The following is a 21,083-nucleotide window of genomic DNA, read 5'->3' as shown; positions in this document are numbered from 1 at the left end:
GGCCGGTGACGCGGGAACCGATCTGCCCCGTCCGGACATTCCTGGGTACAGAGTGTCTGAGGGGAAATGATGAAACGGATCAGCGGTCTCGCAGCGGTGCTGGCGCTCGCTCTCACGGGATGTGCGGCCGGTGCGGCTGCGGCGCCGAGCCCGACGGCCACGGAGTTCCCGATGTTCACCGACGGGCTACTCACCTACGAGCGCGTGGAGCAGCCCGGCGGCGGCTACGTGTCGATGGCGGCGCTGTTCGTGGGGACTCTCACCCTTGAGAACGGATGCCTTCTCGTCGGCGGTGACCCCTTTCTCTTTCCCGCAGACCTCACCACCTGGGACGGCACCACGCTGACCGTGGATGGCCTGGAGTACCAGGTAGGCGACAAATTGGCGGCCGGCGGCGGCGTGCTTCACGACACAGTGCTGCGAGAAGACATCCGTGATCGTTGCGGTGACCGCTCCCCCGTGCTCGTAGGCGGGGTGCAGGAGGAGATTCCGGAGCCGCTCCTCCCGCCAGACCTCCCCACCGACGAGGCATGGGCTGAGCTGCCGGAAAGCCCCTTGTCCGCCCGGCGAGACAGCGTCGGCGCCTGGGTTTACGACAGGTTCGTGATCGTCGGCGGCTGGTCGGACCGGCCATGCCCCGCAGCCGCGGACTGCGACGTCTCCGAGCCCGCCCAGCGAACCGGCGCCAGCTTCAACCCGTACTCCGCCGAGTGGTCGCGCCTCGCCGAGACCCCTGTGCCCGTGAGCGGCCACAACACCGCCGTCGTCAAGGACGACCTGTATGTCCTGACCTCCGATGCCTTCGCGTCGAGCAGCGAACCCACCTTCCTGCGCTACAACGTCACGAAGGACGCCTGGACCTCCTTGCCTGCTCCACCCTCCGCTGGCACCCTGGTTGCGGCCGGCGGGCGGGTGCTCGCCATTCCAGGATCCGACGAGAACGGTGTCACAGTGGATTCGGTTTTCGACCCGGCAACCCAGGCCTGGGCGACGCTACCCGACGACCCGATTGGCCCCAGCTACGACCGTGAGGCCGTGTGGCTGCACGGCACGCTGAAACTCAGTGCGAAGCCCCTGAACAGCTCGGTCGCAGACGGCCCGTCGCGGGTGCGGATGGCCGCTCTGGACGGCTCCCTCGGTACCTGGAGTGCGCTACCGGACAGCGACATCGTAGGGATCGGCTCAGTGGCCGCCGGCGACCGTGTGGTGTTTCCGTTCTATGGAACGCAAGACGGAGGAGAGGTGGGTGCGTGGGACCGGCCGTACGCCAACGGCGGCATTTTTGATCCGGCAGACAACTCATGGAAGGACCTGCCGAAGCTGCCCGCGGGCACCGAACTCGACGAGTACGCTGACGGCCGGCCCCCGCAAGTTGTCGGATACGAGGTGCTGATCGGCGGTCGGCTGTTGCTTGACCCGATGGCCCTCACCTTTACCGAACTCCCGGAGCCGACCTGGGCTCCCCGCAGTCAGGCAACGGTGATCACCGGGCTGGACAGCATCCTGGTCTGGGGCGGAGTGAGCTATGAGGACGACACCGCCGGCACAAATCACGCCGACGGGTACCTTCTCGGCCTCTGATCGGCTATTCTGGCAGGCTCGCCAACGCCGGGCAGGATGAGGCTCACCGTGCAGGACTATCTGGACACCAACCGCGCCAACTGGGATGACCGGGCGGCGGCGCACGCGGCACGCACCGGCCTGGGCTACCAGGTGCAGCGTTACGTGGACGACCGGGCGCTCCTGTCGGATGTCGTGCGTTTCGACCTGGAGCGGCTGGGCGATATCGCGGGACTGCGCACCGTGCACCTGCAGTGCCACATCGGCACCGACACGCTCTCGCTGACCCGGCTCGGCGCCCGCGTCACCGGGCTGGACTTCTCCCCGGTGGCCCTCGCCGAGGCGCGCACCCTGGTGGCCGAAACCGGTGACGATGTCGACTTCGTCGAATCGGATGTCTACGCCGCGCTCTCGGTGCTGGAGCCGGGCAGCTTCGACCTGGTCTACACGGGCATCGGCGCGCTCTGCTGGCTGCCAAGTATCGACCGCTGGGCGGCCGTGGTGGCCGGGCTGCTGGCGCCGGGCGGGCGTTTGCACCTGCGGGAAGGGCATCCGATTCTGTGGTCGATGGACGAACGCCTCGGCGACGACCTGCACCTGCGCTTCCCGTACTTCGAACAGGAAGCGCCGCTGGAGTGGGACGACGACTCCACCTATGTGCCCACGCACCGGCCGATGACCGCCACCAAGACCTACGAGTGGAACCACGGCCTGGGCGAGATCGTGACGGCGCTGCTCGGTGCGGGCCTCACACTGACGATGCTTGTTGAACACGACAGTGTTCCGTGGGAGGCTCTTCCCGGGCAGATGGTGGAACGGGCCGGCGGCGAGTTCGCCCTTGACACGCTGGCCGGTGTGGCGCCGCTGTCTTACACGATCCAGGCGATGAAGCCGCATTGAGGATACTCCAAGGGGTATCTGGCAAGCTAGGCAGTTCATCCTCGACAGCTTCGGCAAGGAGACCTACATGAGCACCATCGACGTGACCGACACCACCTTCGCCGAGACCCTGGCGTCCAACGCCATCGTGCTCGTGGACTTCTGGGCCGACTGGTGCGGCCCGTGCAAGCAGTTCGCGCCGACCTACGCGTCGTCCTCCGAGAAGCACCCGGATGTGACCTTCGCCAAGGTGGACACGGAGGCCGAACAGCAGCTGTCCGCGGCGGCCGGCATCCGCTCGATCCCGACCCTGATGGCCTTCCGTGAGGGCATCCTGGTGTTCTCGCAGCCTGGCGCACTGCCGCCGGCGGCGCTGGAGCAGGTCGTCACCGCGGTCAAGGCCCTCGACATGGAAGACGTGCACCGCAAGGTGGCCGAACAGAAAGAGGCGGCCGCCGTCAAGGCCCAGCAAGCCTAAGAGCCAGCCGGCGCGACCAACGGCGAGGGCTCGCCGGGTCAGCGGCGACCGATCGCCAGGGCACCGATGCCGAGGGTGAAGAGCCCGAGCGCGAAAACCATACCCAGGAATGCCGGCTCGAATCCGGTGACGAACACCGCCACCGAAGCCGTGAACGTCAGCACGGCCACCGCCAGGCACCCCCGACCGAGGTAGCGCATCCACAGACTGAACAGTGGCGAGATCATGGCCTCATTCTGGTGGCCACGGGTGAACCTGGGAAGACTTCGTGCGGTCGAGTGGGCAAACACCCTCAGCTCAGCTAGACCAGAGCCCGGGTACCACGATCACGAGCTTGCACCGTGGGCAGCGATGGCAGGATTCAAGCCCGTCCGCGGTATCCACGCCGTCCTCGGTCATCTCGATGCCGCAGGCCGGGCAGAGCGGGCCGGGCTCGTCGAAGTCGAGCTGCTCATCCATCAGTCCAGTGTGCCGTGTCCCTGGGCGGAGTGTTATTCCAGCGCCCCTACCAGCACGAGCGCGCGCAGAGTGGACTGTTCCGGCCAGGTGCCGGCGAGCACCTCGTGGGTGGTCGAGTCCGCGGCCTGGTTCGCCAGCGCGTCGACGTCTCCCAGCACGCGGGCCACGACGACCCGCAGCGGACCGGCCTCCACGATCGTGGCTCCGTCGACCTGACGGATGCTGATGTCGGCCACCGCGGGCGGGGTCACGGCCGGACCACCCGGCGCTCCACTGCCGGCGACCACGGCGGTGGGTTCGCGCAGGACCATTACGCCGTCGATCTCGATCTGCAACTCGGCCTGGCGGCCTCCGGTCAGGGCGGCCGTCGCGACGGCGGCGAGGTACGCCGGGTCGCCGGTGGCGTCGTAGACCCAACGCTTGCCGAGTACCGAGTGCTGCGTGGTGGTGATGAGTGCGGCTTCGGCGCCGGCCAGCGGGGCGTCCCGGTAGGTGACGGGCACCTGCAGCACCGGGCCGTCGCCGGCCCGGAGGAGGATGGTCTCGATGCCGACCCGGCCCTCAGGGTCGTCGAAGCGATAGGCCGCGACGTTCGTGAACAGCGCGGCCGGGTCGCCCAGGAACCAGGGCTGCGTGGGAGCCCAGGCTGTGAGCATCTCGATCTTCGTGGGCGTGATTTCGGCAGCGTAGAGGAGGGCCATGCCTCCGATACTACGGGCGCTGCCTGTTCAGTCGGCTGGCCGGAGCGCGGACTGCACGATCATGACGCCCGCACCCCACTGGTCGTCGAAGAACCTCTGGATCGACCCGTCGTCGTAGATCACATCGAGCACAAGGTAGCCGTTCTCAGGTCCATCGCCCAGGATCGTGATCTTGGACCAATCCCCGTTCGCTGCGTGGTCATAGTCGGCAGCATGGAGTTCATCCTGCCGTTGCAGCAGAACGGCCTCGTCGGTCGGGCCGGGGGTGTCCTCGTCGAGGAGACGCGGGTCCTGCGCCGGGTATGGGTCGCCGCGTGTGGCCGGGATCGCCGGCTGGGTGAGCCTGAACACGCCGCCGTCCCAGATGCCGGTGACGGCATACATTCCCGAGGTCACCCCGGATATCGTTTCGGCGCCCTCGACATCCGCCCAGTCCCAGCCCGTCACCACCGGACCGCCGCACTGCGGTGGGAGGGATGCGTCGACCGCGCCGAAGCAGACCGTGGGCTGCCCGCCCTCCTCCTGCAAGACGGTGGCCCGACCGGTGAGCTCGTCGACAGAGGTCGGCCGTGGCAGCTCACCCGGCGCTGCGCCCTCAGTGTGGGTGCCCTCTGCGCTGGTGCCCACATCCCGCAGCGCAGATTCCACGGCCACCACGCCCTCGCCCCACTGGTCGTCGAAGAACTTCTGGATCGACCCGTCGTCGTAGATCACGGATACCCAGAGGTACCCGTTCTCGAGCCCGTCACCGAGGATGAGCGTCTCGGACCAGTCGGTGATCTGAGCCGGGTAGTACTCGGCCGTGTGCAGGCGCTCCTGCAGGTCGAGCAGGGTGCTGTCGTCGCTCGGGCCGACGTTGGCCGGGTCGTGGCGGGGGTCGAACTGGGCCAGCGGGTCGTAGAGCGACAGCGGAATCGGCGGCCCGGTCACTGTGAACGCGCTGGCGTCCCAGGTGCCGGTGATCGCGTAGCTGCCCCAGGTGACCCCGGAGGCGGTCTCGGCCTGTTCAGCAACAGCCCAGTCCCAGCCGAGGATCGGCGGGCCTCCGCACAGGGGCGGGTACGAGTCGGCGACTGCGCCCAGGCAGAGTTGGGGGTCTTCGCCGTCTTTCTGCAGCACCGTGGCCTGGGCGAGAACCTCGCCGTCGGCGGCCGGGCGGGGAAACTCGCCGGGGGCCGCGGTTGCTCCGGCTCCGGGCCCCGCGCTGCCCGCGCAGCCGGCCAGGGCGAGCAGACCGGCTGCGCAGAGGAGACGACCGAGGGTTCTCATGTGCGCAGTGTGACAGCAGCGGGTCGCGGGCACCAGCATCCGGGATCGCCTATTGTCGATAAATGACTTTCAACGATGACGCCAAGTACTCCGGCCGTGGGGTGCGCAAATCCGGTCGGCGCACCGGCCTCGCTGTCGGAGGCGGAGGCCTGGGCCTCGTCGCCATCGTGTTGCTCTCCCAGCTGCTCGGGGTAGACCTCACCGGCCTGCTCGGAGGCGGCACGAGCGGCACCAGCAGCCAGAGCGAAAGCACAGCGCTCACGAATTGCGACACCGGCGCCGACGCCAACGCCGATGCGGAGTGCCGGGTGGGCTTCAGCTACGACCTGCTCGACTCCTATTGGACCCAGCAGGCGCCGGCCATGGGCATCGACTACGCCTCCCCCATGATCCAGCTGTTCACCGAATCGGTCGACACCGGATGCGGCGCGGCAACGAGCGCCGTCGGCCCGTTCTACTGCCCGCCCGACCAGCAGATCTACCTCGACATCGCGTTCTACGACGAACTGCGCACCCAGTTCGACGCCACGGCGGGTCCGCTCTCCCAGCTCTATGTCGTGGGGCACGAGTGGGGCCACCACATCCAGAACCTCGCCGGCACGTTCGACACCGCCGACACCTCGCAGACCGGCCCCACCTCCGACTCGGTGCGCCTCGAGGTGCAGGCCGACTGCTTCGCCGGTGCATGGCTGGGCTCCGCGACCGAGACCACGGATGCTGACGGCGTCCCGTTGCTCGAACCGATCACCGACGGCCAGATCGCGGATGCGCTCAACGCGGCGTCCGCCATCGGCGACGACCGTATCCAGGAGAAGACCCAGGGTCAGGTGAGTCCGGAGACCTGGACGCACGGGTCGAGCGAACAGCGCCAGAAGTGGTTCACAGCGGGGTACACAAACGGTGCGGAGGCCTGCGACACCTTCGCGGCCGCCGACGCCGAACTGTAGCGGGCCGGGCTACTTCGGCTCGGTGAGGTCGACCACACGACCCTTGGCATCCGCCTTGACGATCTCGATGCCCTTGATGGCGTCCGCCTTGGTCTGGTAGCTCTCCGAGGTCATCAGCACCTGGCCGTTGTGGGCCTTGAGCTTGAAGACGTACCCACCGGATCGGTCTGCAGTCAATTCATACTTGCCGGACATGACACGCTCTCTTCGTCGAGATGGAACTCCGCCGGCTACGAGGCCGGTGGCGCAACCTTACCGCGGTGGGCTGTGGGGGAACCGTCGTCGGGCTCCCGCGGCAGGCCGAGAGCCGGCAGCAGCACCCCGTCGATGAGCGAGATGAGGAAGTCGCGGTCGACGGGCTTGCGTTCGATGAGGGTGCGGTACGCGGCCATCGACGGCGTGACCAGGCAGAGGGTGTCGATGTCGCACTGCGGCGAGATCTCGCCGCGGTCGATGGCGCGCTGCATGAGGAATCGGTTCGCCGTGGCCCGCGGTTTGGCGATGACGTCATTCGCGGCGTCGGCGAGCTCGGGAGCGGCCGAGAGCATCGACATCAGCCCGGCCATGATTTGCATCTTCTTCTCGGCGTCGTGGATGGAGCGCGGCTTGATCATCGCCACCAGGTCACCGCGCAGCGTTCCGGTGTCCGGCAGCCGGTCCAGGTCGAGGTCGCCCTGCTTCATGCAGGCGACGGCGTCGATGACGAGTTCGTTCTTGGACGGCCAGCGGCGATACAGCGTGGCCTTACCGGCCTTCGCCCGGGTCGCGACCATGTCGATGGTCATGCCGTCGAAGCCGGTCTCGGCGAGCACCTCGAGGGCCGCGGCGAGGATCTCCGGGTCGCGGGTGTGGTCGCGTTTGCGGCCGAGCTTGGTTTCCGCGGCAACAGGTTCGACCTGGGTCATTGCGTCGATCTCCTTGTCTGTATACCGGCGTACTGAGTATCGTCGATCGCCTTGGGCAGACCCTGTGTGCAGGGACCCTGTACGACTCCACATGTTACCGGGGCGTAAATTCAGGAACTGTTAAGATCCGGAACTCCACAGTATCGTATATAGTCGCGTTTATGCCTAAAACGATTCCCGCTCCGTCGACAGCGTCGAGCACCCCAGTACCCCACTCCCGCCGGTGGTGGACCCTGAGCGTTGTGGCCCTCGCCCAACTCATGGTCGTGCTCGACTCCACCGTCGTGAACATCGCCCTCCCCTCCGCCCAGGCCGACCTCGGCTTCTCCAACGGCGACCGCCAGTGGATCGTCACCGCATACTCCCTCGCGTTCGCCAGCCTGCTGCTGCTCGGCGGCCGGCTCTCCGACCTCATCGGCCGCAAGCGCACCTTCATCATCGGCCTGATCGGCTTCGCCATCGCCTCTGCCCTCGGCGGCGCGGCCGGCACCTTCGGCTGGCTCGTCGCGGCCCGCGCCCTGCAGGGCGCGTTCGGCGCACTGCTGGCCCCCACCGCCCTGGCCGTGCTCACCACCACGTTCACCATTCCCAAGGAGCGCGCCCGCGCGTTCGGTGTCTTCGGCGCGATCGCCGGTGCAGGCGGTGCCGTGGGCCTGCTGCTCGGTGGCTACCTCACCGAATACTTCGACTGGCGCTGGAACCTCTACATCAACGTCTTCATCGCCATCATCGCCGTCATCGGTGCTGCGATCTTCGTCGACCACCTTCAGCGCACGGGCCCGCGCCCCAAGCTCGACATCCCCGGCACCATCCTGGTGTCGGCCGCGCTCTTCGGCCTGGTCTACGGCTTCTCCAACGCCGAGACGGATGGCTGGGACTCGCCGCTCACCTGGGGCATGCTCGCGGGGGCCGTGGTGCTGCTCGTCGGCTTCGTGCTCTGGCAGCGCAAGGCCGCACATCCACTGCTGCCGCTGGCGATCGTGCTCGACCGCAACCGCGGTGCCGCCTACCTCTCGGTGATGATCGCCGGTGCGGGCATGTTCGGCATCTTCCTGTTCGTCACCTACTACCTGCAGACCTCGCTCGGCTTCACGCCCATGCAGACCGGGTTCTCGTTCCTGCCGATGATCGCCATGCTCGTGCTCGCCGCGCAGCTGTCGACCAACATCTTCGTACCCAGGTTCGGGCCGAAGATCATGGTGCCGTTCGGCATGGCCCTGGGCGCGATCGGCATGATCCTGCTCACCAACCTCAACCTGGACAGCACCTACGCGGCCAACGTGCTGCCGCCGCTGATGATCCTCGGCTTCGCCATGGGCTCGATCATGCCCGCCTCGATGCAGACCGCCACCCTTGGCGTGGACCGGCAGTTCGCCGGTGTCGCCTCGGCGATGGTGAACACCAGCCAGCAGGTCGGTGGCTCGATCGGCACCGCCCTCCTGAACACCCTGGCGGCCACCGCAGCGGCCGACTACGTGGCGTCGCATCTGCCCGCAACGGCTGAGGTGGCCGCACAGGCCGCGGTGAACAGCTACGCGGTCGCCTACTGGTGGGGTGCCGGCTTCTTCGCCGTCGGTGGCATCATCGCGGCACTGCTGTTCCGCCGGATGGGCCACGGCCTGTCGCTGTCGAACGCGCACCTGGCCGCCGACGCCGAGCCGGTGGTGGCGCACTAGGTTCGAACGGACTCCAGCGGGGGGACGGATGCCGGCTCGATCGCGGCATCCGTCTTCTCGGAGCGCACGAAGGCGATGCCGATGAGGATCAGCAGCCCGCCGAACAGCTGCGGAATCGTGAGCTGCTCGCCGAGCAGCAGCCAGGCGTAGAAGGTGGCGGCGACGACCTCGAGCAGGCCGACGAAGGAGGCCAGCCGGGAGCCGAGCATCTCGCTGGCGGCGATGCTGGTGGAGTAGGCGATGGCCGTGGCCACCACGCCGATGACCAGCAACGGCACCCACCAGGAGACCGGGGCGCCGAACATCGGCACATCGCGGGTGGAGGTTGTGAAGGGCACCAGGCCAGTCAGCCCGATCAGACCGAGCAGCAGACCACCGAGCAGCAGGCCGAAGCCGGCCAGCGCCACAGCGGGCAGCCCGTCACTGGGCTGCGCCGCCACCAGGTAGTAGATGGCGCAGCCCACCATGGCCGCCAGGGCCAGCGTGAGGCCGAACGCGTCGAACCGGGCCGCTCCGCCCGGCGAGACCACGAGGATCAGGCCGCACAGGGCCACCACCGAGCCGATCAGCACGACAAGCTTCGGCATCCGTCGCGTGCGTGCCCAGGCCCAGCCGACGAGCAGAAGCGGGGCCATGTACTCGATGAGCACCGCGGTGCCCACCGGGATGCGCTCGATCGCGGCGAAGTAGACCAGCTGCGTACCGGCGACACCGATGAGGGCCATCGCGAACACTCGCCAGCGGGCCCGCCAGAGGGCGGACCAGCGTCCGCGCAGCGACATGATCGCCACAGGTGCCAGCACAATGCCGCCGATCAGCACCCGCACGGTGACAGCGGCGGCAGGGCTCCAGCCGCTCTCGAGGAGGGGCTTGGCGAGGGCGCCGGAGAGGCCGAAGGTGGCCGCGGCAATGACCGCGATGACCAGGCCGAGTGAGGTGGACGAGCGAGTCATGATGCTCCAGGCCGGCGGGCGTTTCGATGGGCTTGTGTGATAACTAATCACGAAGATAGTCTGGTCGGAAGTAAGGAGTCAATTTGCATTTTGCCCCTGACACCGAAGCAAGTCTGGCGTTCACCGTCGACCTCGCGAATACAGTCGCCGGCGCCACGAAAAGCGGCATCGACGAACTCGTCACACCCGCCCAGCTGGCGGCGCTTTTTGTGGCGCACCGGTTCTCCGGACGCCTCGACCAGACCGAGGCGGAGTTGGCCGAGGTACGCGAAACCCGGCAGCTGCTGCGCCGCATCTGGACGATGGACCGCGATGACGCGGCGCTCGACGTGAACACCATGCTGCTCTCCGCCCTCGCCCGGCCCCGGCTCATGCGCCACGACGGCCTCGACTGGCACCTGCACGCCACCGACCCGGATGCGCCGCTGGCCGAACGGATCCGAGTGGAGGTGGGCCTGGCCCTGGTCGACGTGATCCGCACCGACGAGACCGGCCGGCTGCGCGCCTGCGCGGCGGAGGACTGCGACGGTCTGCTGGCGGACCTCTCCCGCAACGGATCCAAGCGGTTCTGCAGCATCCGCTGCGGCAACCGCATGAACATGATCGCGTTCCGGCAGCGGGCCGCCGGGGCAACCGTCAGTGCGGCCGGCGCAGGAACAACTGGCGCAGGGCGCGGATGATCAACACGAAACCGACCAGGCCCACGGTCGCGCCGAGGAAGGCGTAGAGCCGCACCCCGGAGACCAGGTCCGGTCCGGTGTCGGACACCACAAGCACAACACCGAGGCTCACGGCGGCGATGGCGATCAGCGCCCCCACCGTCTCGATCACGACGGAGCCCAGCCACCAGCGGTCGTCCGGCTCGGAAAACGCCCGGATCCGCAGGCTGAAGGTGCCCTTTTCCAGGGCAGCGCTGATGCTCTCCAACCGCCGGGGCAGCCGGCGCACCGTGGTGCGCAGCACGGCGGCCTGCGCCTGCGCCGAGCCGAGGAACAACCGCGGGGTGACCAACCGGCGCAGGAAGTGCGGCACCCGCTCGAATGCCGTGGCCACCATGTCGAAGTCGGGGTCGAGGATCGCCAGGCAGCGCTCGAGCGTGGTGAGCGAGCGGAGCGCCAGGCCCAGGGTGGAGGGGATGGCCAGGTGGTGTTCCCGCACGGTGTCGAGCATCGCCGCGAAGATCGATCCCTCCCCTTCCGCGCTGTGCCTGGCGAGCGTGAGCATCCGGCCCAGGTCGCGTTGCAACCCCTTGATATCGGCGTCCGGCGGCGCGTCGACCACGAGCAGCAGGGCATCCGTCGTGGCGACGTCATCGTCGTTGGCCGCCGCCAGCAGCAGCGTCACGAGTCCCTCCCGCATGCTGCGCTCGAGCACGCCGACGTTTCCGAAGTCGATCATGCCCAGCCGCCCGTCGTCGCGCAGCATGAGGTTGCCCGGGTGCAGGTCGCCGTGGAAGATCCCCGTCACGATCACCTGTTCGAGCACGGCATCGAGCAGGGCCGCGGCGAGCGCCGCCCGTTCCTCCGGCCACAGGTCGTCCAGACGCGCGGCCGCCGCGTTCAGCGGCACCCCGTCGACGAGGTCCATGGTGAGCAGCCGCCGGGTGCTCGCCGCGGCATACACCCGCGGCACGACGAGTACCTCGGCCGCGGCCGAGGAGGCGACCACGCTGCCGATCTGCTGCGTGCTGGCGAACTCCACCCGGTAGTCCAGCTCGTTGCGCAGCGACTTGGCGAAGCCCTCGGCCAGGTTCACCACCCCGAATTCACTCCCCCAGGTGGTCTGGTTCTCGATGCGCTGCGCGAGTCGCACAATGATGTCGATGTCAGCGGCGACCTGCGCGGCGGCAGCGGGTCGTTGCACCTTGAGCACCACCCGGGTGCCGTCGAGCAGCGTTCCCGCGTGCACCTGCGCCACGGATGCCGCCGCGAGCGGTTCCTCGTCCACCGACGCGAACACGGTGTCGAGCGGACCACCGATCTCCGCCTCGATCACGCTGCGGATGGCCGGCCACGGCAGCGTCGTCGCCCGCGACTGCAGCGAAGCGAGGGCCGTCATGTAGCTGTGCGGCAGCAGGTCCCGACGGGTGGACAACAGCTGGCCGAGCTTGACGAAGGTGACCCCGGCGTCGTTGATCGCCGACACCAGCGCCTCCGGCGCCCGGCCGCTCGCGCCTTGCTCCCGCGAGGCGGCACCGGGCCGTTCGCGCACGATCCAGCCGATCCCGTGCCTGGAGAGCAGGGTGAGGATCTGCAGGTAGCGCTTGGTGCGGCGCCGCCGGTGCAGTGCGGCCCGGAACGCATCGATCGGGTTGGCCGCCGTGGTGGGCCAGAGCGCCTCGGTGGCCACCAGGAGTGCCATGCCGAACGCGAAGACCCAGCCGAACGCCAGCGCGACGAACAGCCCCACCACGAGCACGGGCGCCTTGAGGCCGCCGTCCGCGGCGATGAGCCGCGCCTGACTGGCGGTGAAGTACGCGAACGGCCAGCAGCCCACGAACACCAGCACGGCCACGACGGTGGTGCGCAGCCATCCCACCGTGGTGCCGAGCAGGGATCGGGTGGCGAAGCCGATGGCGGCGGCATAGCCGAGAGCGATCAGACCCAGCACGATCCACGTCCAGAACGAATCGAACACCGGATGCCCCACAATCTGTCGCTTTGGCGCACAGGGTAGCGCGGGCCGGATGAACAGGCAGCGCTGACTAGTCTGAACTCACCCCTACCCGCCCGAAGGAGACCCACGTGCTCGAGGGCGCTCTGCGCACCGAACTCGACGACGGGCGCGTGATGTCGCTCACCGCCGGCCAGAGTTACACGGTCTCCACCGGCATGGAAGCTCACCGCTCGAGCACCGAGACCGGCGCCAGGCTGTTCATCGTCGACTGACTCTGGCTCACCCTCGACGCGGCCGGGCAGATCTCCGGAGAGGGACCGTCAGCCCCGCCGGAGTGAGCGCAGCCGGGGCGGGTGCCGCCGCCCGGGTGTGTCCGGCCAATGCCGTGAACGCGGCGGCGGCCCCGGGGTTGTCGGCGGGGAACTCGCTGCGGAACCGGCGCGTGGCCACGCCGGCCTCATAGGACGCGAACTCGATGTCGAACCCGGCACCCAGCTGCACGGCCAGGCGCAGGGCGAGGGCGACGCCATCCGCCGTGAAGGCGCTCGCCAGGTCTGCACTGCGCCAGTCGAAGTCGGCGTCGAGGGAGTCGTAGTAGCCGATCTCCCACCGGATCAGATCGGTCACCAGCGCGGGGTCGAGGCCGGTGTCCGCGTAGGCGACCGGATGCGGGAACCACAGCACCGAGCCGGCGTAGTCGGGGAAGAGGCGCACGACGCTGTCCGCACCGAAAACGGCTCGTCCGTGCGATCCCCGATTCAGCCCCCTGTGCGGCATGGTCGCGCTCTCTCCGTTGTCTTTTCGGACCTCGCGCTCGAAGCCCCCCACTGCCTAGAATTTCAGGTGATCGCCGTCATTGCAATTTGGGCGGCTCCCGGTCGCTACGATTCTGCTATGACGGACGCGAACGACCTCGCCGGTGACGACAACGGCGCCCACGTGGGCGCCCCGGAGGCGGAGACCCGGAGCGGCCGGGTGCGCGGCAGCTGGCGCGGCAGCTCCGCCGCGTTCCTGGGCATTCCGTTCGCGGCCCCGCCGGTGGGCGAGCTCAGGTTCCTCGCGCCGGCGCCCGTCACCCCTTGGTCCGGGGTACGCGACGCGCTCGCCTATGGGCCGACCCCGCAGCGGCGCCAGCTCGCCGAGGTGACGACGATTCCGGAGCCCTCGATTCCCGGCGACGGCATCCTCAACCTCAACGTGTTCACCCCGGCGCCGGGCGCGACGGAGGCCGGACTGCCGGTCCTGGTCTGGATCCACGGCGGCGGCTACTCTGCGGGCTCTCCCGCGAGCCCCTGGTACGACGGCGCCTCGTTCAACCGGGACGGTGTCGTGGTCGTGACGATCTCCTACCGCCTGGGCTTCGAGGGCTTCGGCTGGATCGACGGCGCCCCGCTGAACCGCGGCATCCTCGACCAGATCGCCGCCCTGCAGTGGGTGCAGGACAACATCCGCGCCTTCGGCGGCGACCCCGAGCGGGTGACGATCGGCGGCCAGTCCGCGGGAGCCGGCAGCGCGTTGGTGCTGCTGGCCTCACCGCGCGCGCACGGGCTGTTCGGCGGTGTCATCGCGCAGTCCGCACCGGTCTACGGAATCGACCGGGCCGACGCGGAGGCGATCGGGCGACGTTTCGCCGCGACGCTGGGCGTCACACTCGACCTCGCCGGCTGGCAGCCGGTGCCTGCCGAGGCGATCCTCGACGCCGAGCCGGGCGCAACACTGCAGGGCGGCGGCATCCTCAACCCCACCATGCCGCTCGGTGAGCTCGTCACGGTCGCAGACGATCCGGATGCCGACATCACCGGCATCCCGTTCGCCCCGGTCATCGACGGCGACGTGGTCGTGGCCCTGGGCCCGGCGATCGCCGCCGGCCCTGCCACCGGCGTGCCGCTGTTGGTCGGCTCGACGGCGCATGAGTTCGCCTTCCCGTCTCCCGACGGTCTCGACGCCGTCGCGGCCGCTCTCGTGCACGCCGGCGTCTCACCGGTCGGGGTCGCCGCGTTCCGCGGGGCGGTGTCGATAATCGGGGAATCCTTTGCGCGCGGCCAGCTCTCGACGTCGGCGCTGTTCCGGCTGCCTGCCCTGCGCACCGCCCGGCTGCGCGCCGCACACGGTGCCGGCGGAAACACCTGGCTCTATGACTTCGCCTTCAGGGCGCCGGTCACCACGGTCGCCGGCCACTGCATCGATCTGCCGTTCGCCTGGGACCTCCTCGACGCGCCGGGGGTGCCCGACTCCGTCGGCACCGACCTGCCGCAGGCACTGGCCGACACCATGCACGCCGCCTGGGTGCGCTTCATCAGCCACGGAGACGCCGCCTGGCCGGCGGCCGGCACACAAGCCAGCTCAGGGCAGGCACACGGTGCCATGCGATTCGATGTCCGGTCGGGCTACGATCCCGATGCTTATGCCGTCGAAGCGGCGCTGGCGCCCTAGCGGCCGCTGGTACTGACCACGGGGGTGTCTGCGCAGGAGGAGGTGCGCGCCTCGACGACTCGGCGGTCATCCGCCGCCAGGGCCGCCGCCACCGCGGTATAGCCGTTCATAGCGGTCAGGCCGTCGTCGGACACCGTGATGCCCGTGGCCATCAGCGCATAGCTGCCGTCGCGGTTCTCGGTGACCTGCAGCCCGTTCAGTTCGAGGCCGCCCTCCACCTCGAGGCAGCCGACCCCGGTGCCGTAGCCGCGCAGGTTCTGCATGTCGAAGGCATACGGCCGGGCATCAACCCCGATCGGGGTGACGAAGGCGCACTCCACGAACGCGTACAGGTCGGCGCCCCTGCCGTCGTCGAGCACGGTGACGACAACACCGTTGTGCAGCTGCGCCGTCCAGCCGCTGTGCGAGTTGGGGCCGGCCAGGCCGTCGGCGAGGGTGATGGTGGCGCCGGATGCCGTGGTGATGCCGTACTCGAACGGCACAGTGGCCTCCGAGTACCACTCGGTGTCGTTCTCGCCGTCGCCGTCGATATCGGCGATCTCGGCGGTGACAGCGCCGTCGGGTACCGTGCCGGAGTTCGCCGGGCAGCCGGTCGGCTCCGCGGTGGGTGCCGGCGTCGGCGCCTGGGTCGCGGCGGCGTCCGCCGAGTTGCCCAGTTGCGCCGTCGCCGACGCGTTGCCGTTCGTGGCGCCGGCACCGGAGCATCCGCTCAGGACGAGCGCTAGGAGAATGACAACAACGGACGACCGACCTACGATCCTGGCTGTGGCGTGAACGGTTGACATCAGCCTGATGCTACCCACGTTGGCTGGGCGCCCTCCGTGATTACTGCCCGCTTTCGGAGGCGATTGCCAGCGAGCGCCGCGCACCACGCCGTCACCCCGCCGCCGCCCTGTCGTCGGCGGCGCGTGTTACCGTGCCCGCATGAAGCAGAAAGAGCTCTTCCTCCAGGCGGATGCCGCGTTGCGCTCCGTCATCGACCGGATCACGCCAGACCAGCTCGACCGGCCCGCGCCGGCCGAGTGGTCGAGAACGCCCAACCCCACCGTCCGGGACATCCTGGCCGCTCATGCCCGCGACGAGGCCTGGGTGCCTGATGTGCTGCACGGACGCACGATCGACGACGCCGGCGACAGCTACAACGGCGACCTGCTCGGCGACGACCCGGTCGCGGCCTACGACAGGCTGAACGACCTCGCCACCGCGGCCGTGAACGAGGATCTCGACCCGGACGCGATCGTGCACCTGAGCTACGGGGACTTCCCGGTGCAGGACTACCTGGAGCACACCAGCACCTACCGGGCCTTCCAGGCCTGGTCGATCGCCCGGCAGCTCGGCTGGGACTATTCGCTGCCGGCGCCGCTGGTGGAGATCCTCTGGGAGGTGATCGGTCCACAGATCGACGGCTTCCGGGCCATGGGTGTCTTCCCGCCCGCGATCGAGGCGCCGGCCGACGCCGACAGCGAGACTCTGTTGCTCTGCCGGGTCGGTTACTGGGCGCCGATGGGCTGACGCGCCCGGTCGGCGAGGGTGACCGTCACGACGAAAACGCACAGGGCAGCGACGATGACGACGACAACGGTCACCCCGACCGCCGCGGCGAGCAACGGAACCAGCAGCACGAGACCCGCGGTCGGCAGGATCACGACCGGCCGGATCTGCGACCTGGAGACCAGCACGGCGTGCACCGCCCAGAGCAGAACCAGGAAGACCCCCACCGGGATGGCCACGGCATAGCCGAGCGCCACCGGAGCCACGTCGAGGTGATGCCCGGCCTCGGCCACCGCCACCTCGAGCCCGGCGCCGAGGGCGGCGAGGGACGCGAACACGAAGTAGTGCCCATAGCCCCAGAGATAGGAGCGGCTGCGTTTGTCGGCGAGCCCCTCCCCCGCCGGTTCAAGGAAGTACAACCACCAGAGCGCGAACAGGGTCACCAGCGACGCGGCCGACACGAGCACCAGGTCGCCGCTCACGCCGGCCTCGCCCAGCGCATCCTGCACGCCGGCGGTGGCCGCCAGCACGCTCTCACCAAGCAGGATGATGGTGAACAGGCCGTAGCGCTCGCTGATGTGATGCGGATGCCAGAACGTCGCGCCGGTGCGCTCCGCCCACACCGGCACGGCGAGGTCGAGGGCGGCGAGCACGACGAACAAGGCCACGCCGAGGTCCGCCGGCAAGGCCAGACGGGCCAGCCAGCCGATCTGCACCAGGCTCACCCCCGCCGCGTACCGCCAGGCCGTCGCCCGGCTGGCCGGATGCTCGAAGCCGGCCCGCAGCCACTGGGCCACCAGGCCGATCCGCATGATGAGGTAGCCCACCGTGATGGCGCGGAAGTCCTGCTCGGCGAACGCGCCCGGCACGCCAGCGGCGAGCACGAGCACCCCGCCCATCTGCAGCATGGTGAGCAGCCGGTACGGCACGTCGTTGGTGTCGTAGGCAGACGCGAACCAGGTGAAGTTCATCCAGGCCCACCAGATGGCGAAGAACACCATCAGGAACGGGCCGATCTCCTCCAGACCGTGGCCGCCCTCGATGCCGTGTGCGAGCTCCACCACGAGCTGGGCCACCGCCACCACGAAGGTGAGGTCGAAAAGCAGCTCGAGTGGGCTAGCCACCCGGTGCGCCTCGTCTGTGTCCCGCGCCCGCATGGGCCGGTGGATTCTGAAGCCGCCCGCATCCGTCATGCGCACAGCCTAGGGCGAGAGGGAGCCTACGAACGCACGAGCCTGGCGATCGCGTCGCCGGCTTCCTTGAGCTTGAGTTGCGCCTCGTCGCCGCCGGTCGCGACGGCGTCGACGACGCAGTGGCTGAGGTGGTCGTTGAGCAGGCCGAGGGCCACCGATTGCAGCGCACTGGTCATGGCCGAGACCTGAGTGAGGATGTCGATGCAGTACTTGTCGTCGGTGACCATGCCCTGCAGGCCGCGCGCCTGGCCCTCGATGCGGCGCAGGCGCTTGAGGTAGTCGTCCTTGTTGGAGATATAGCCGTGCGGGCCGTCGTGGGAGTGGTCAGCGGGGTGGTCTGCGGTCGTCATGGTGCGCTCCTGGCTGTCGGGACCCTATACCCCCTCACGGTATCACGAATGTACGCTAGAGTACCCGGAGGGGGTATCCCCGACGGCTCACCAGCACAGCGACTCACCAGCAGAGAAGGTTCGCATCATGGCTCCCATCAGCACCGACTACCTCGTCACCGGAATGACCTGCGGCCACTGCGTCGCCAGCGTCATCGAGGAGGTGTCCCTGGTGCCGGGGGTCAGCGCCGTCACCGTCGACCTCGTGGCCGGCGCCACCAGCACCGTGCACGTCACCAGCGCCGCGGCCCCCGGGGTCGCCGACATCCGCGCCGCCATCGACGAAGCCGGCTACCAGCTGCAGGGGCCGGCCGCGTGAGCGAGCCCGTCGACCTCCTGGTCGGCGGCATGACCTGCGCGTCCTGCGCCGCCCGCATCGAGAAGAAACTCAACCGGCTGCCCGGCGTCGAGGCCACCGTGAACTACGCCACCGACAAGGCCACAGTGCGGCTGCCGGAGGGCACCAGCATCGACGACGCCATCGCCACCATCGTGGCCACCGGCTACACCGCCAGGCTGCCCGCGCCGCCCGCCGCCGCACCGGCAGCCGCCGCCGTTGAGTTGGATGCCGACACACTGGCGCTCCGCCAGCGACTGCTGGTCTCGAGCGCACTGGCGATCCCGGTGACCCTGCTCTCGATGGTGCCGGCCCTGCAGTTCACCGACTGGCAGTGGCTCGCCCTCACCCTCGCGGCACCGGTGGCCGTCTGGGGCGCGTGGCCGTTTCACCGGGCGGCCTGGCTGAATGCCCGGCACGGCGCCGCCAGCATGGACACCCTGATCAGCGTCGGCGTGCTCGCGGCGTTCGGCTGGTCGCTCTATGCCCTGTTCCTCGGCGACGCCGGTCAGGCCGGCATGACCATGCAGCTGGACTTCAGCATGGCATCCTCCGGATCCTCCGAGATCTACCTCGAGGTCGCGGCCGCCGTGACCGTGTTCATCCTCGCCGGCCGCTACTTCGAGGCCCGTGCCAAGACCCGGTCTGGCGCGGCCCTCGAGGCGCTGCTGAACCTGGGCGCCAAAAACGTGGCCGTGCTCCGCGGCGGCGCGGAAGCGCGCATCCCGATCGGCGAGCTGATGGTGGGCGACCTGTTCGTGGTGCGCCCGGGCGAGAAGATCGCCACCGACGGTGTGGTCGTGGACGGCGCCTCGGCCATCGACACCAGCCTGCTCACCGGCGAGCCCGTTCCCGTCGAGGTGGGCCAGGGCGACACCGTGGTGGGCGCCACCGTCAATGCCGGCGGCCGGCTCACCGTGCGCGCCACCCGGGTGGGCACCGACACCGAGCTGGCCCGCATCGGCCGGCTGGTGGAGCAGGCGCAATCGGGCAAGGCACCAGTGCAGCGGCTCGCCGACAGGGTCTCCGCCGTGTTCGTGCCCATCGTCTTCGTCATCGCTCTGGTCACCCTCGGCACCTGGCTGATGCTCGGCGCCAGCGCCGAGCAGGCCTTCACCGCGGCCGTGGCCACCCTCATCATCGCCTGCCCGTGCGCGCTGGGCCTGGCCACGCCCACGGCCCTGCTCGTGGGCACCGGCCGCGGCGCGCAGCTGGGCATCCTCCTGCGCGGCCCGCAGGTGCTGGAGTCCACCCGCCAGGTGGACACCATCGTGCTCGACAAGACCGGCACCGTGACCACGGGGCGGATGGCGCTGCTCGGCGTGCACACCACGGCCGGCCTGCCCGAGGACGAACTTCTGCGACTGGCCGGCGCGGCCGAGGCCGGGTCGGAGCATCCGATCGGCCTGGCCATCACGAACGGTGCGGCCGACCGGGTCGGCCGGCTGCCTGCCGCCACGGCGTTCGCCTCGGCGCAGGGTTTCGGCGTGCAGGCCAGCGTCGACGGCCACCTGGTGCTCGTGGGCCGGCCGCGCTGGCTGGCCGAGGCCTGGCAGGTCGAGCTGCCCGGTGACCTGCGCGCCGCCCTCGACGCCACCGAGGCGCGCGGCCAGACCGCCGTGGCCGTGGCCTGGGACGGCGTGGCGCGGGGTATCCTCACCGTGGCCGACGAGGTCAAGCCCACGAGCGCCGCTGCCGTGGCGCGGCTGGTGGCCCTCGGCCTCACCCCGGTGCTGCTCACCGGCGACAACCCCGCCGCTGCCCGCGCCGTGGCCGATCAGGTGGGCATCCCCGAGGTCTTCGCGGGGGTGCTGCCCGCCGAGAAGGTGGAGCGGGTGCGCGCGCTGCAGGCCGCCGGTCATGTGGTGGCGATGGTGGGCGACGGAGTCAACGACGCCGCGGCGCTGGCGGCCGCCGACCTCGGCATCGCCATGGGCACGGGCACCGACGTGGCCATCGAGGCCAGCGACATCACTCTCGTGCGCGCCGACCTGCTCGCCGTCGTCGACGCCATCCGGTTGTCGCGGCGAACACTGGCCACCATCAAGGCCAACCTGTTCTGGGCGTTCGCTTACAACGTGGCCGCGATCCCGCTCGCGGCGCTCGGCCTGCTCAACCCGCTCATCGCGGGCGCGGCCATGGCGCTCTCGTCGGCGTTCGTGGTGAGCAACAGCCTGCGCCTGCGCGGCTTCCGCGCGTAACTACACCGCGTGCCGGGAGGCCGGCAGGCGCCAGGCCAGCACGGCTGTCGCCGCCCCCACGAGGCCGAAGACGGCCTGCAGCGGGTGGAACCCGATCACCGAGAACTGCACGATCTCGAACACGACCAGCCCGATGCCCGCGGCCAGCGAGAGGTAGCGGGCGTACGGCCCTCGGCGCCACTGCCAGACGCCGGCGACCGCGAAGCCGACGCCCACGAAGAGGGTGAGGGCCGCGCCGGGTACCAGCCAGTCATTGAACGGAGTGCCGTTCAGGGCCGCGGCATCGGCCATCAGTAGGGAGCCGTCCGGTGCGACCATCAGCAGCACCCCGCCGGCCAGCGCCGTCACACTGGTGACCGCCTCGAGCGCGATCAGGGCTTTCTCAACGCCGGACCGGCTGCCGGCCGGGCGGCTCGGCGACTGGACGCGGTGGGTTCCCGTGACTGTCATGCTCCGAGTATCGCCCGACGGCAGCGGGTCCGCGAGGGCCCGTGGTCCTGCGCCTGCGGCTGCGCCTGTCCCTCGACTTGCCGCATCCGCCGACTTGCCGCAAAAGCCCCCTTCGCCGGCGCCCAAGGGGCACTTTGACCGAAGTC

The 21,083-nt window shown here is 69.5% G+C and carries 24 protein-coding genes; 11 read left to right on the top strand and 13 right to left on the bottom strand.

Going from position 1 to position 21,083, the window contains the following annotated elements; all coding sequences use genetic code 11:
- Positions 1 to 66: 66 nt before the first annotated feature.
- The 3 genes from BJQ94_RS04365 to trxA all read left to right on the top strand — a co-directional run bounded on the left by BJQ94_RS04365 (position 67) and on the right by trxA (position 2,917).
- The gene (locus BJQ94_RS04365; RefSeq protein ID WP_265400854.1) at positions 67 to 1,581 is read left to right on the top strand and encodes a hypothetical protein; all 1,515 of its coding nucleotides are present in this window, start codon (positions 67 to 69) and stop codon (positions 1,579 to 1,581) included.
- Between the two features lie 36 nt (positions 1,582 to 1,617).
- Positions 1,618 to 2,460, top strand: coding sequence for a class I SAM-dependent methyltransferase (locus BJQ94_RS04360; protein ID WP_265400853.1), 843 nt, complete (start codon positions 1,618 to 1,620; stop codon positions 2,458 to 2,460).
- Between the two features lie 67 nt (positions 2,461 to 2,527).
- Positions 2,528 to 2,917, top strand: coding sequence for a thioredoxin (gene trxA, locus BJQ94_RS04355; protein ID WP_265400852.1), 390 nt, complete (start codon positions 2,528 to 2,530; stop codon positions 2,915 to 2,917).
- A gap of 38 nt (positions 2,918 to 2,955) precedes the next feature.
- Here trxA and BJQ94_RS04350 read toward each other — a convergent pair whose 3' ends face one another.
- The 4 genes from BJQ94_RS04350 to BJQ94_RS04335 all read right to left on the bottom strand — a co-directional run bounded on the left by BJQ94_RS04350 (position 2,956) and on the right by BJQ94_RS04335 (position 5,346).
- On the bottom strand, positions 2,956 to 3,144 hold the full coding sequence (locus BJQ94_RS04350; RefSeq protein ID WP_265400851.1) for a hypothetical protein: 189 nt from the start codon (positions 3,142 to 3,144) through the stop codon (positions 2,956 to 2,958).
- 70 nt (positions 3,145 to 3,214) lie between these two features.
- Positions 3,215 to 3,376 (bottom strand): hypothetical protein, encoded by a 162-nt coding sequence (locus BJQ94_RS04345; RefSeq protein ID WP_265400850.1) that lies wholly within the window; start codon positions 3,374 to 3,376, stop codon positions 3,215 to 3,217.
- Between the two features lie 32 nt (positions 3,377 to 3,408).
- On the bottom strand, positions 3,409 to 4,077 hold the full coding sequence (locus BJQ94_RS04340; protein WP_265400849.1) for a hypothetical protein: 669 nt from the start codon (positions 4,075 to 4,077) through the stop codon (positions 3,409 to 3,411).
- A gap of 27 nt (positions 4,078 to 4,104) precedes the next feature.
- Positions 4,105 to 5,346, bottom strand: coding sequence for a hypothetical protein (locus tag BJQ94_RS04335; RefSeq protein WP_265400848.1), 1,242 nt, complete (start codon positions 5,344 to 5,346; stop codon positions 4,105 to 4,107).
- Positions 5,347 to 5,408: 62 nt separating this feature from the next.
- On the opposite strand from BJQ94_RS04335, the gene BJQ94_RS04330 reads away from it, so the two are divergent.
- The gene (locus BJQ94_RS04330) at positions 5,409 to 6,293 is read left to right on the top strand and encodes a neutral zinc metallopeptidase (protein WP_265400847.1); all 885 of its coding nucleotides are present in this window, start codon (positions 5,409 to 5,411) and stop codon (positions 6,291 to 6,293) included.
- A 9-nt stretch (positions 6,294 to 6,302) separates the two neighbouring features.
- On the opposite strand, the gene BJQ94_RS04325 is transcribed toward BJQ94_RS04330, so the two are convergent.
- Both BJQ94_RS04325 and BJQ94_RS04320 read right to left on the bottom strand, forming a co-directional pair.
- On the bottom strand, positions 6,303 to 6,488 hold the full coding sequence (locus BJQ94_RS04325; protein WP_275875558.1) for a DUF1508 domain-containing protein: 186 nt from the start codon (positions 6,486 to 6,488) through the stop codon (positions 6,303 to 6,305).
- Between the two features lie 35 nt (positions 6,489 to 6,523).
- On the bottom strand, positions 6,524 to 7,198 hold the full coding sequence (locus tag BJQ94_RS04320; protein ID WP_265400845.1) for a TetR/AcrR family transcriptional regulator: 675 nt from the start codon (positions 7,196 to 7,198) through the stop codon (positions 6,524 to 6,526).
- A 161-nt stretch (positions 7,199 to 7,359) separates the two neighbouring features.
- Here BJQ94_RS04320 and BJQ94_RS04315 point away from each other — a divergent pair, with 161 nt between their 5' ends.
- Positions 7,360 to 8,874 (top strand): MFS transporter, encoded by a 1,515-nt coding sequence (locus tag BJQ94_RS04315; RefSeq protein ID WP_265400844.1) that lies wholly within the window; start codon positions 7,360 to 7,362, stop codon positions 8,872 to 8,874.
- Here the strand turns inward: BJQ94_RS04315 and BJQ94_RS04310 are convergent.
- Positions 8,871 to 9,827, bottom strand: a complete 957-nt coding sequence (locus BJQ94_RS04310; protein ID WP_265400843.1) for a DMT family transporter — start codon at positions 9,825 to 9,827, stop codon at positions 8,871 to 8,873. The two genes, BJQ94_RS04315 and BJQ94_RS04310, sit on opposite strands and share 4 nt — an antisense overlap.
- Positions 9,828 to 9,910: 83 nt before the next feature.
- Here BJQ94_RS04310 and BJQ94_RS04305 point away from each other — a divergent pair, with 83 nt between their 5' ends.
- Complete coding sequence (locus tag BJQ94_RS04305) at positions 9,911 to 10,507, top strand: CGNR zinc finger domain-containing protein (protein WP_265400842.1); 597 nt, start codon at positions 9,911 to 9,913, stop codon at positions 10,505 to 10,507.
- On the opposite strand, the gene BJQ94_RS04300 is transcribed toward BJQ94_RS04305, so the two are convergent.
- The gene (locus tag BJQ94_RS04300; RefSeq protein WP_265400841.1) at positions 10,464 to 12,464 is read right to left on the bottom strand and encodes an AarF/UbiB family protein; all 2,001 of its coding nucleotides are present in this window, start codon (positions 12,462 to 12,464) and stop codon (positions 10,464 to 10,466) included. The genes BJQ94_RS04305 and BJQ94_RS04300 overlap by 44 nt on opposite strands.
- 107 nt (positions 12,465 to 12,571) lie before the next feature.
- Here BJQ94_RS04300 and BJQ94_RS04295 point away from each other — a divergent pair, with 107 nt between their 5' ends.
- Positions 12,572 to 12,715 (top strand): hypothetical protein, encoded by a 144-nt coding sequence (locus BJQ94_RS04295; protein WP_265400840.1) that lies wholly within the window; start codon positions 12,572 to 12,574, stop codon positions 12,713 to 12,715.
- Between the two features lie 7 nt (positions 12,716 to 12,722).
- On the opposite strand, the gene BJQ94_RS04290 is transcribed toward BJQ94_RS04295, so the two are convergent.
- On the bottom strand, positions 12,723 to 13,157 hold the full coding sequence (locus BJQ94_RS04290) for a hypothetical protein (protein ID WP_265400839.1): 435 nt from the start codon (positions 13,155 to 13,157) through the stop codon (positions 12,723 to 12,725).
- Positions 13,158 to 13,337: 180 nt separating this feature from the next.
- Here BJQ94_RS04290 and BJQ94_RS04285 point away from each other — a divergent pair, with 180 nt between their 5' ends.
- Complete coding sequence (locus BJQ94_RS04285) at positions 13,338 to 14,876, top strand: carboxylesterase family protein (RefSeq protein WP_265400838.1); 1,539 nt, start codon at positions 13,338 to 13,340, stop codon at positions 14,874 to 14,876.
- Here the strand turns inward: BJQ94_RS04285 and BJQ94_RS04280 are convergent.
- The gene (locus BJQ94_RS04280) at positions 14,873 to 15,661 is read right to left on the bottom strand and encodes a hypothetical protein (protein WP_265400837.1); all 789 of its coding nucleotides are present in this window, start codon (positions 15,659 to 15,661) and stop codon (positions 14,873 to 14,875) included. The genes BJQ94_RS04285 and BJQ94_RS04280 overlap by 4 nt on opposite strands.
- Positions 15,662 to 15,800: 139 nt before the next feature.
- Here BJQ94_RS04280 and BJQ94_RS04275 point away from each other — a divergent pair, with 139 nt between their 5' ends.
- On the top strand, positions 15,801 to 16,388 hold the full coding sequence (locus BJQ94_RS04275) for a hypothetical protein (RefSeq protein WP_265400836.1): 588 nt from the start codon (positions 15,801 to 15,803) through the stop codon (positions 16,386 to 16,388).
- Here the strand turns inward: BJQ94_RS04275 and BJQ94_RS04270 are convergent.
- Together BJQ94_RS04270 and BJQ94_RS04265 are read right to left on the bottom strand one after the other, a co-directional pair.
- Positions 16,367 to 17,491: a low temperature requirement protein A gene (locus tag BJQ94_RS04270; RefSeq protein WP_265400835.1), complete on the bottom strand. Its 1,125-nt coding sequence runs from the start codon at positions 17,489 to 17,491 to the stop codon at positions 16,367 to 16,369. The two genes, BJQ94_RS04275 and BJQ94_RS04270, sit on opposite strands and share 22 nt — an antisense overlap.
- Positions 17,492 to 17,586: 95 nt before the next feature.
- Entirely contained in the window at positions 17,587 to 17,910 is a 324-nt protein-coding gene (locus BJQ94_RS04265; RefSeq protein WP_265400834.1) for a metal-sensitive transcriptional regulator, read from the bottom strand.
- Positions 17,911 to 18,037: 127 nt separating this feature from the next.
- Here BJQ94_RS04265 and BJQ94_RS04260 point away from each other — a divergent pair, with 127 nt between their 5' ends.
- Positions 18,038 to 18,268, top strand: coding sequence for a cation transporter (locus tag BJQ94_RS04260; RefSeq protein ID WP_265400833.1), 231 nt, complete (start codon positions 18,038 to 18,040; stop codon positions 18,266 to 18,268).
- Between the two features lie 29 nt (positions 18,269 to 18,297).
- Positions 18,298 to 20,487 (top strand): heavy metal translocating P-type ATPase, encoded by a 2,190-nt coding sequence (locus BJQ94_RS04255; RefSeq protein WP_265400959.1) that lies wholly within the window; start codon positions 18,298 to 18,300, stop codon positions 20,485 to 20,487.
- Here the strand turns inward: BJQ94_RS04255 and BJQ94_RS04250 are convergent, their stop codons facing one another.
- Positions 20,488 to 20,937, bottom strand: coding sequence for a hypothetical protein (locus BJQ94_RS04250; protein ID WP_265400832.1), 450 nt, complete (start codon positions 20,935 to 20,937; stop codon positions 20,488 to 20,490).
- Between the last annotated feature and the right edge of the window lie 146 nt (positions 20,938 to 21,083).

The sequence above is a fragment of the Cryobacterium sp. SO2 genome (assembly GCF_026151165.2).
GTDB lineage: Bacteria > Actinomycetota > Actinomycetes > Actinomycetales > Microbacteriaceae > Cryobacterium.
Note: the sequence above shows the minus strand (reverse complement) of the source record. Positions and strands in the feature narration are given on the sequence as shown.

What these genes read in the sequence shown, in the direction of transcription:
- BJQ94_RS04365 (WP_265400854.1), top strand. Translation starts at nt 67, where the DNA reads ATGATGAAACGGATCAGCGGTCTCGCAGCGGTGCTGGCGCTCGCTCTC.
- BJQ94_RS04360 (WP_265400853.1), top strand. Translation starts at nt 1,618, where the DNA reads ATGAGGCTCACCGTGCAGGACTATCTGGACACCAACCGCGCCAACTGG.
- trxA (WP_265400852.1), top strand. Translation starts at nt 2,528, where the DNA reads ATGAGCACCATCGACGTGACCGACACCACCTTCGCCGAGACCCTGGCG.
- BJQ94_RS04350 (WP_265400851.1), bottom strand. Translation starts at nt 3,144, where the DNA reads ATGATCTCGCCACTGTTCAGTCTGTGGATGCGCTACCTCGGTCGGGGG.
- BJQ94_RS04345 (WP_265400850.1), bottom strand. Translation starts at nt 3,376, where the DNA reads ATGGATGAGCAGCTCGACTTCGACGAGCCCGGCCCGCTCTGCCCGGCC.
- BJQ94_RS04340 (WP_265400849.1), bottom strand. Translation starts at nt 4,077, where the DNA reads ATGGCCCTCCTCTACGCTGCCGAAATCACGCCCACGAAGATCGAGATG.
- BJQ94_RS04335 (WP_265400848.1), bottom strand. Translation starts at nt 5,346, where the DNA reads ATGAGAACCCTCGGTCGTCTCCTCTGCGCAGCCGGTCTGCTCGCCCTG.
- BJQ94_RS04330 (WP_265400847.1), top strand. Translation starts at nt 5,409, where the DNA reads ATGACTTTCAACGATGACGCCAAGTACTCCGGCCGTGGGGTGCGCAAA.
- BJQ94_RS04325 (WP_275875558.1), bottom strand. Translation starts at nt 6,488, where the DNA reads ATGTCCGGCAAGTATGAATTGACTGCAGACCGATCCGGTGGGTACGTC.
- BJQ94_RS04320 (WP_265400845.1), bottom strand. Translation starts at nt 7,198, where the DNA reads ATGACCCAGGTCGAACCTGTTGCCGCGGAAACCAAGCTCGGCCGCAAA.
- BJQ94_RS04315 (WP_265400844.1), top strand. Translation starts at nt 7,360, where the DNA reads ATGCCTAAAACGATTCCCGCTCCGTCGACAGCGTCGAGCACCCCAGTA.
- BJQ94_RS04310 (WP_265400843.1), bottom strand. Translation starts at nt 9,827, where the DNA reads ATGACTCGCTCGTCCACCTCACTCGGCCTGGTCATCGCGGTCATTGCC.
- BJQ94_RS04285 (WP_265400838.1), top strand. Translation starts at nt 13,338, where the DNA reads ATGACGGACGCGAACGACCTCGCCGGTGACGACAACGGCGCCCACGTG.
- BJQ94_RS04280 (WP_265400837.1), bottom strand. Translation starts at nt 15,661, where the DNA reads ATGTCAACCGTTCACGCCACAGCCAGGATCGTAGGTCGGTCGTCCGTT.
- BJQ94_RS04275 (WP_265400836.1), top strand. Translation starts at nt 15,801, where the DNA reads ATGAAGCAGAAAGAGCTCTTCCTCCAGGCGGATGCCGCGTTGCGCTCC.
- BJQ94_RS04265 (WP_265400834.1), bottom strand. Translation starts at nt 17,910, where the DNA reads ATGACGACCGCAGACCACCCCGCTGACCACTCCCACGACGGCCCGCAC.
- BJQ94_RS04260 (WP_265400833.1), top strand. Translation starts at nt 18,038, where the DNA reads ATGGCTCCCATCAGCACCGACTACCTCGTCACCGGAATGACCTGCGGC.
- BJQ94_RS04255 (WP_265400959.1), top strand. Translation starts at nt 18,298, where the DNA reads ATGACCTGCGCGTCCTGCGCCGCCCGCATCGAGAAGAAACTCAACCGG.
- BJQ94_RS04250 (WP_265400832.1), bottom strand. Translation starts at nt 20,937, where the DNA reads ATGACAGTCACGGGAACCCACCGCGTCCAGTCGCCGAGCCGCCCGGCC.